Origin of the sequence: Methylobacterium sp. J-090, assembly GCF_022829345.1 — a bacterium.
Lineage (GTDB): Bacteria > Pseudomonadota > Alphaproteobacteria > Rhizobiales > Beijerinckiaceae > Methylobacterium.
This window is the reverse complement of record NZ_JAKSXV010000062.1, coordinates 35855-41854: the sequence shown is the minus strand read 5'-3', so window position 1 is coordinate 41854 and position 6000 is coordinate 35855. Positions and strand designations below refer to the sequence as shown.

The window sequence follows — 6000 nt, the reverse complement described above, 5'->3', positions numbered from 1 at the left end:
GCGCGCTCTGCGACGCCCACGGCCTGCTGCTCATCATGGACGAGGTCCAGACCGGGGTCGGGCGCACGGGCCGGCTGTTCGCGCATGAATGGTCCGGTGTGACGCCGGATATCATGAGTGCCGCCAAGGGCATCGGCGGCGGCTTTCCCCTCGGCGTCTGCCTCGCCACGGCGCAAGCCGCGCGCGGCATGACGGCCGGTACCCACGGCACCACCTTCGGGGGCAATCCGCTGGCCATGGCGGTGGGCAACGCCGTGCTCGACGTGGTGCTGGCCGACGGCTTCCTCGACCGGGTCGGACAGGTGGGCCTGCTGCTAAAGCAGCGTCTGGCCGCCCTGCAGGACCGCCATCCCGGTGTGATTCAGGAGATCCGCGGCGACGGGCTCATGCTCGGGCTCAAGCTCAGCGTGCCCAACACCGACTTCGCGGCGACGGCACGGGACATGCACCTCCTCGTCATCCCGGCGGGCGACAACGTCGTGCGCCTGCTGCCGCCGCTCATCATCACCGATGCGGACGTGGCCGAGGCCGTATCGCGCCTCGATGCGACGGCCACCACCCTCGAGACCCGGACACAGGGGGCAGCCGCGTGACGGCCGGCCCCGCGACGAACCGTCAGACGAAGAACGGATCCATGACCACGACCCTCAACGGGACCGGACACGGCCCGCGCCACTTCCTCGACCTCAAGGATTTCTCGGCCGAGCAGCTGCGCACGGTGCTGGACACCGCGGCTGGCATCAAGGCGCGCCGGCGCAAGGGCGAGGTCGCGGCCGAGCGTCCACTCATCGGCAAGACCCTCGCGATGGTGTTCGACCGGCCGTCCACCCGCACCCGCGTCTCGTTCGACGTCGGCATGCGCGAACTCGGCGGCGAGACCCTGATGCTGACGGGCGGCGAGATGCAGCTCGGCCGGGGCGAGACCGTGGGCGACACCGCCCGGGTGCTGTCGCGCTACGTCGACGCGATCATGATCCGCATCCTCGACCACGACCTCATGCTGGAACTCGCCGAGCACGCCGAGGTGCCGGTGATCAACGCGCTCACCAAGGTTTCCCATCCGTGCCAGATCATGGCCGACGTGCTCACCTTCGAAGAGCATCGCGGACCGATCAGGGGCCGCACCGTCGCGTGGTCGGGCGACGCCAACAACGTCCTGGCGAGCTGGGTGCACGCGGCCGCGCGGTTCGACTTCACCTTGAACATCGCCGCCCCACCCGAACTCGCCACCCCGCAGCCGCTCCTCGACTGGGCGCGCCGGGAGGGCGCCACCCTCAACGTGACCACCGATGCCTACGCGGCCGTGGACGGCGCCGACGCCGTGGTGACCGATTGCTGGGTCTCCATGGGCGACGAGGACGACCACCACCGCCACAACCTGCTCTCGCCCTACCAGGTCAACGCCAAGCTCATGGCGGCGGCGGCCAAGGACGCCCTGTTCATGCACTGCCTGCCGGCCCATCGCGGCGAGGAGGTCACGGCCGAGGTGATCGACGGTCCGCAATCGGTGATCTTCGACGAGGCCGAGAACCGCCTGCATGCCCAGAAGGGCATCCTGGCTTGGTGCCTGCGCGCTCAGGGCCTCTGAGCAGGAAGACCTGTCGGCGGGGGCGCGACGCGCGGCCCCCGTCGCGGGGGCGCGACGCGGAGCCCCCGTCGCGCGGGCGGCCGGCGCGTCCTATATGAACGCGGAAGGCCGGACGACGGATGGGCCGGAGCGCCGGGCCGGGGGCGATGCTCCCTGTGCTCGCGGACGCTGGTCCGTTGCGCCCGAAGGGAGATGCCATGACCGCCGGATACGAACCCGTTGCCCAGTCCCACGTCGCCCAAGCCCCCGTCATCGAGGGCGACGACGATGTGGTGCTGCCCTTCTCCGTTGAGGCCCTCGACGTGCGCGGCCGGGTCGTGCGCCTCGGGCCGTCCGTCGACACCATCCTGCGCCGTCACGGCTACCCCGATGCGGTGGCCCGCCTCCTGGGCGAGGCGGCGGCGCTCACCGTGCTCCTCGGCTCGTCCCTGAAGTTCGAGGGCCGGTTCCAGCTCCAGACCAAGACCGACGGCCCCGTCGAGATGATCGTCGTCGATTTCGAGGCCCCCGACCGGGTCCGCGCCACGGCGCGCTTCGACGCCGCGCGCGTCGAGGCGCTGGGAAGCACCCCTTTGAAAAGCCACGACCTGATCGGGCAGGGGCACCTCGCCATGACCATCGACCAGGGGCCGCAGAGCAGCCGTTACCAGGGCGTCGTCGCCCTGGAAGGTCAGAGCCTGGAGGAGGCGGCCCACCAGTATTTCCGCCAGTCCGAGCAGATCCCGACCCAGGTCCGCCTCGCCGTGGCGGAGGAATTCGCGAACGGCGCCACCACCTACCGGGCCGGCGGCCTATTGGTGCAGTTCCTGCCGCAATCCGTCGACCGGGCGCGGCTCGCCGACCTGCCCCCCGGCGACATCCCGGAGGGCCACGCCCATTTCGACGCCCAGGGTGTCGCCGAGGACGATGCCTGGGTCGAGGCGCGCAGCCTCGTCTCCACCATCGAGGACCACGAGCTCGTCGATCCGGCGGTGTCGTCCGAGACCCTGCTCTACCGCCTGTTCCACGAGCGCGGCGTGCGGGTGTTCGAGGCGCAAGGCGTGCGCGAGCAGTGCCGCTGTTCGCCCGAGCGGGTGATGGCGATGATCGTCTCGTTCTCGGCGCAGGAGCGCCACGACATGATCGCCGACGACGGCCGCATCGGCATCACCTGCGAGTTCTGCTCGCGGCGGTACGACCTCGATCCGGCGGAGGTGGAAGCGCAGGTCGCGGCCGGCTGAGGCCGCGGAAACTGTGTGCCGCTCCGGGGACGCCGGGTTTAGCCCTTGAGGCCGTCCAGTCCCTCGATCGCCGTGGTCACGTCGATCTCGGTGATCTCGAATTCGGCGATGCCGTGCACGCGGAAGGGGTCGGTCGCGACATAGGCCTCGACCGCCGCGCGGGGGCCGCAGGCGAGGATCATCCCGCCGGTGCGCGGCACCTTGCGGCCGGAGGCGAGGAAGCCGTGCTCGGCATAGCCCGTCTTTACCCACGCCAGGTGGTCCGCCATGTGGCGGTCGGCCTCCTCGGTGCTTTTGACGTAGGTGAGCGAGACGACGATCATGTCCGTATCCCCTGGGAGAGCCGTCAGGCCTTGAGCACCGGCTCGGCAATGTCCCCGCTGCCGCGCCGCGCCAGGTAGGCCGGCTGAAACAGGCACATCCGCACGGCGTCGCGATACTTGCCGTTGACGAAGAACTCGTCCTTGAGGATGCCCTCCGGCACGAAGCCGCAGCGCTCGTAGATGCGCACGGCCCGGGCGTTGTCCTTGTCCACGTGCAGGTAGAGCTTGTGGATGTTGAGCACGCTGAAGGCGTAGTCCATGGCGATGCGGGTGGCGCGGGGGGCGTAGCCCTGGCCCTGGAAGGCCGGATGGATCGCGATCTGGAACTCGCAGCGCCGGTGGAGGTGGTTGATCTCCACGAGTTCGACGAGGCCGGCGGGCTCGCCGTCCGAATTGGCGATGATGAAGCGCCGCTCGGTCTGGTTGTGGATGTTGCGCTCGTAGAGCTGCGCCAGCTCGGCGAAGGATTCGTAGGCCTCCTCGAACCAGTAGCGCATGATGCTGTCGTTGTTGTTGAGCTGATGCACGAACATCAGATCCTCGCGCTCCAGGGGCCGGAGCTTGACCGGGCCATCGGCGGCGATGGTGCGGGACACGAACGGGCCCTTCGCTTGGCTCATGGGATTGCGCATTCCGTGATCAGCCGGGCCATGAAGGCCTCGCCGGCCGCGAGGGCGGCCAGCGTGATGAACTCGTCCGGCTGGTGGGCCTGATCGATGGAGCCGGGGCCGCAGACGACCGTCGGGATGCCCGCCCCCTGGAAACGCCCGGCCTCCGTGGCGTAGGGCACGGAGATGGTGTGGTTGCGCCCCGCCACGCGCAGGGCGAGGCGCTCGGCCTCGGAGCCCGGCTCGGGTGCGAGGCCCGGCACCGCCACCTCCTCCAGGGTCTCGATGCGCCCGTAATCGCCGTAGCGGTTGAGCCGCCCCGCGAGCACGCTGTCGACCTTCGCCTGGAACAGCGCCGGAATCTCGCCCATGTCGAGGTCGGGCAGGCCCCGGAACTCCCAGTGGAAGGTGCAGAGCTTGGGCAGGATGTTGCGCGCCGTGCCGCCGGAAATCGTCCCGACATGCACCGTGGTGGCGGGCGGGTCGAACCGGCCGGACGCGTCGCCGCGGGCGATCATCGCGTCGGCGATGCGGTTCAGCTCGGAGACGAGGTCGGCCGCCGCCATCACGGCGTTGGCGCCGAGCATGGGTTTGGCCGAATGCGCCTCGTGCCCGTGCACGGTGGTCAGATAGGTGACGATGCTCTTGTGGGCGTCGGCCACTTCGAGGTCCGTTGGCTCGCCGACGATCACCGCGCCGGGGCGCGGCAGGTCGGCGCCGAAGCGCGCGATGGTGTCGGCGACGCCGAGACAGGTGGTCTCCTCGTCGTAGGACAGGAGGATGTGGATCGGGCGCGCGAGGTCGGCGGCGAGGAAGTCCGGGATCGCCGCGAGCGCCAGGGCGCAGAACCCCTTCATGTCGACGGCGCCGCGCCCATAGGCGCGCCCGTCGGCGATGCGCAGGGTGAACGGGTCCGTGGTCCAGGCCTGCCCCGTCACCGGCACCACGTCGGTGTGCCCCGAGAGCACGACGCCCCCGTCGATCATCGGGCCGATGGTGGCGAACACCGCCGCCTTGTCGCCGTCCGCGTTGGGGATGCGGACGTAAGGGACGTTCAAGCCGTCGAGGTAGCCGCAGACGAAGTCGATGAGGGCGAGGTTCGATTTCGAACTCTCGGTGTCGAAGGCCACGAGCCGCGCCAGCAGGTCGAGGGTCGTCGGGCGCGGGCCGGGCATGGGTCTAGTGGACGCTGCGGCGGACGTGGGGCGAGTCGAGGGAGAAGGCGGGGATCTCGGCCTCGAAGCTCTCGCCCGCATGGGTCGCCATGGTGTAGCTGCCGGCCATGAGGCCGTCGGGCGTGGTGAGCGGGCAGCCGCTGGTGTAGCTGAACGACTCGCCGGGTTCGAGCACGGGCTGCTTGCCGACGACGCCGGCCCCGCGCACCTCCTGGGTCGATCCGCGCCCATCGACGATGCGCCAGTGGCGCGAGCGCAGCTGCACCTGCTCGGAGCCGTTGTTCACGATCTCCACGGTGTAGGCGAAGAAGTAGCGGCTCTCGGCGGGCGAGGATTCCTCCTCGACGAAGCGGGGCTGCACGGTCACGCTGATGCCGCGCGTCTGAGCTTTGTACATCGCCTTCAACGCCTCCGTGGCCGGGCCTGACCCGGGCGCGACCCCACATCGCGACACGCTCAGGGCGTCGTGGTACGGCCCGGCGAAAACCGCGTCAATCGTGGTGAATGCGGGGGCACCCGCGCAAACGTGAGGATCAGCCTGCGTGATCGACAGGGCCATTTCGCGTGTTCCCGCGCCACTTGCAAAGCGTGGTCTCCTCGCCCGGCGGGGTCTGCTGGCCAGCCTCGCCATCGCCGGGCTGGCGGGGGCCTTCGCCTGGCGCGCGCCGGAGTCCAACGGATGGGCGGCCGCGGCGCTCGCCGCCGCCCTGGTCCTCGACGGGCTGGCGCGGGCGGTCGGGACCCGGGTCGCGCGCCGGGCCGGGTCGGGGCCGCGCCTCGCGGGAATGCCGTCGGTGGTGCTGGCCTTCGGGCCGGGCGCCGGCCTCGGCGCGGTCCTGTTCGGCCTAGGGCTCGTCGTCTGGCCGGCGGGCTTTCCGGTGCTGGCGAGCGCGCTTGCCGGCCTCGTCGCCATGGGGGCGCTGGCCCGCCTCGCGCTGGCGCGGATCGTCCTGAAGGCGCCCGAGGAGCCGGAAGTTTAACGCGGTCTTGGTCTCCGCAAGGGCTAAGTCATTGGGCAGGCTAATAGCTGGCTTTAGGCGTTCTGAGGGTCGTTCGTCGTTCGTTTTCCGAGCGCGCGCCCTGAAA

The 6000-nt window shown here is 70.3% G+C and carries 8 protein-coding genes; 4 read left to right on the top strand and 4 right to left on the bottom strand.

Translation table 11 applies throughout. From position 1 onward, the window contains the following. The 3 genes from MKK49_RS09155 to MKK49_RS09145 all read left to right on the top strand — a co-directional run. Positions 1 to 593 (top strand): aminotransferase class III-fold pyridoxal phosphate-dependent enzyme (locus MKK49_RS09155; RefSeq protein WP_244027855.1); only part of this gene is annotated, 593 nt, incomplete at its 5' end. 41 nt (positions 594 to 634) lie between these two features. Then, on the top strand, positions 635 to 1588 hold the full coding sequence (gene argF / locus MKK49_RS09150; RefSeq protein WP_244027853.1) for an ornithine carbamoyltransferase: 954 nt from the start codon (positions 635 to 637) through the stop codon (positions 1586 to 1588). Between the two features lie 197 nt (positions 1589 to 1785). Next, on the top strand, positions 1786 to 2808 hold the full coding sequence (locus MKK49_RS09145) for an Hsp33 family molecular chaperone (protein ID WP_244027852.1): 1023 nt from the start codon (positions 1786 to 1788) through the stop codon (positions 2806 to 2808). A gap of 38 nt (positions 2809 to 2846) precedes the next feature. On the opposite strand, the gene MKK49_RS09140 is transcribed toward MKK49_RS09145, so the two are convergent. From MKK49_RS09140 to apaG, 4 genes are read right to left on the bottom strand one after another with little or no spacing between them, the layout of a single operon-like run. Further along, complete coding sequence (locus MKK49_RS09140) at positions 2847 to 3131, bottom strand: YciI family protein (RefSeq protein WP_244027850.1); 285 nt, start codon at positions 3129 to 3131, stop codon at positions 2847 to 2849. 23 nt (positions 3132 to 3154) lie between these two features. Continuing rightward, positions 3155 to 3751 carry a spermidine N1-acetyltransferase gene (gene speG, locus MKK49_RS09135; RefSeq protein WP_244027848.1) on the bottom strand — a complete coding sequence of 199 codons (597 nt, stop codon included), beginning with the start codon at positions 3749 to 3751 and terminating at the stop codon, positions 3155 to 3157. Next, a complete protein-coding gene (argE, locus tag MKK49_RS09130) occupies positions 3748 to 4914 on the bottom strand; it encodes an acetylornithine deacetylase (protein WP_244027847.1) in 1167 nt (388 codons plus the stop codon). Before argE ends, speG begins: the two co-directional genes overlap by 4 nt. Before the next feature lie 4 nt (positions 4915 to 4918). Continuing rightward, a complete protein-coding gene (apaG, locus tag MKK49_RS09125; protein ID WP_056095256.1) occupies positions 4919 to 5311 on the bottom strand; it encodes a Co2+/Mg2+ efflux protein ApaG in 393 nt (130 codons plus the stop codon). 145 nt (positions 5312 to 5456) lie between these two features. Between apaG and MKK49_RS09120 the strand changes: the two genes are divergently transcribed. Continuing rightward, on the top strand, positions 5457 to 5894 hold the full coding sequence (locus MKK49_RS09120; protein WP_244027846.1) for a hypothetical protein: 438 nt from the start codon (positions 5457 to 5459) through the stop codon (positions 5892 to 5894). Positions 5895 to 6000 lie beyond the last annotated feature (106 nt).

Bases quoted from the DNA above. Each gene is read 5' to 3' on its own strand.
- MKK49_RS09140 (WP_244027850.1), bottom strand. From the start codon at position 3,131: ATGATCGTCGTCTCGCTCACCTACGTCAAAAGCACCGAGGAGGCCGAC.
- apaG (WP_056095256.1), bottom strand. From the start codon at position 5,311: ATGTACAAAGCTCAGACGCGCGGCATCAGCGTGACCGTGCAGCCCCGC.
- speG (WP_244027848.1), bottom strand. From the start codon at position 3,751: ATGAGCCAAGCGAAGGGCCCGTTCGTGTCCCGCACCATCGCCGCCGAT.
- argE (WP_244027847.1), bottom strand. From the start codon at position 4,914: ATGCCCGGCCCGCGCCCGACGACCCTCGACCTGCTGGCGCGGCTCGTG.
- argF (WP_244027853.1), top strand. From the start codon at position 635: ATGACCACGACCCTCAACGGGACCGGACACGGCCCGCGCCACTTCCTC.
- MKK49_RS09145 (WP_244027852.1), top strand. From the start codon at position 1,786: ATGACCGCCGGATACGAACCCGTTGCCCAGTCCCACGTCGCCCAAGCC.